Origin of the sequence: Weissella sp. DD23, assembly GCF_001579105.1 — a bacterium.
Lineage (GTDB): Bacteria > Bacillota > Bacilli > Lactobacillales > Lactobacillaceae > Weissella > Weissella cibaria.
This window is the reverse complement of record NZ_KQ970410.1, coordinates 1-1,488: the sequence shown is the minus strand read 5'-3', so window position 1 is coordinate 1,488 and position 1,488 is coordinate 1. Positions and strand designations below refer to the sequence as shown.

The window sequence follows — 1,488 nt, the reverse complement described above, 5'->3', positions numbered from 1 at the left end:
AACACGTGGGAAACCTACCTCTTAGCAGGGGATAACATTTGGAAACAGATGCTAATACCGTATAACAATAGCAACCGCATGGTTGCTACTTAAAAGATGGTTCTGCTATCACTAAGAGATGGTCCCGCGGTGCATTAGTTAGTTGGTGAGGTAATGGCTCACCAAGACGATGATGCATAGCCGAGTTGAGAGACTGATCGGCCACAATGGGACTGAGACACGGCCCATACTCCTACGGGAGGCAGCAGTAGGGAATCTTCCACAATGGGCGAAAGCCTGATGGAGCAACGCCGCGTGTGTGATGAAGGGTTTCGGCTCGTAAAACACTGTTGTAAGAGAAGAATGACATTGAGAGTAACTGTTCAATGTGTGACGGTATCTTACCAGAAAGGAACGGCTAAATACGTGCCAGCAGCCGCGGTAATACGTATGTTCCAAGCGTTATCCGGATTTATTGGGCGTAAAGCGAGCGCAGACGGTTATTTAAGTCTGAAGTGAAAGCCCTCAGCTCAACTGAGGAATTGCTTTGGAAACTGGATGACTTGAGTGCAGTAGAGGAAAGTGGAACTCCATGTGTAGCGGTGAAATGCGTAGATATATGGAAGAACACCAGTGGCGAAGGCGGCTTTCTGGACTGTAACTGACGTTGAGGCTCGAAAGTGTGGGTAGCAAACAGGATTAGATACCCTGGTAGTCCACACCGTAAACGATGAGTGCTAGGTGTTTGAGGGTTTCCGCCCTTAAGTGCCGCAGCTAACGCATTAAGCACTCCGCCTGGGGAGTACGACCGCAAGGTTGAAACTCAAAGGAATTGACGGGGACCCGCACAAGCGGTGGAGCATGTGGTTTAATTCGAAGCAACGCGAAGAACCTTACCAGGTCTTGACATCCCTTGACAACTCCAGAGATGGAGCGTTCCCTTCGGGGACAAGGTGACAGGTGGTGCATGGTTGTCGTCAGCTCGTGTCGTGAGATGTTGGGTTAAGTCCCGCAACGAGCGCAACCCTTATTACTAGTTGCCAGCATTTAGTTGGGCACTCTAGTGAGACTGCCGGTGACAAACCGGAGGAAGGTGGGGATGACGTCAAATCATCATGCCCCTTATGACCTGGGCTACACACGTGCTACAATGGCGTATACAACGAGTTGCCAACCCGCGAGGGTGAGCTAATCTCTTAAAGTACGTCTCAGTTCGGATTGTAGGCTGCAACTCGCCTACATGAAGTCGGAATCGCTAGTAATCGCGGATCAGCACGCCGCGGTGAATACGTTCCCGGGTCTTGTACACACCGCCCGTCACACCATGAGAGTTTGTAACACCCAAAGCCGGTGGGGTAACCTTCGGGAGCCAGCCGTCTAAGGTGGGACAGATGATTAGGGTGAAGTCGTAACAAGGTAGCCGTAGGAGAACCTGCGGCTGGATCACCTCCTTTCTAAGGAAAATCGGAAACCTACACATTCATTGAAACGATATTCAGTTTTGAGTGA

The 1,488-nt window shown here is 50.5% G+C and carries 1 rRNA gene; it reads left to right on the top strand.

Going from position 1 to position 1,488, the window contains the following annotated elements:
• A 16S ribosomal RNA gene (locus WEIDD23_RS11855) occupies positions 1-1,433 on the top strand; the annotation flags it as partial.
• Between the last annotated feature and the right edge of the window lie 55 nt (positions 1,434-1,488).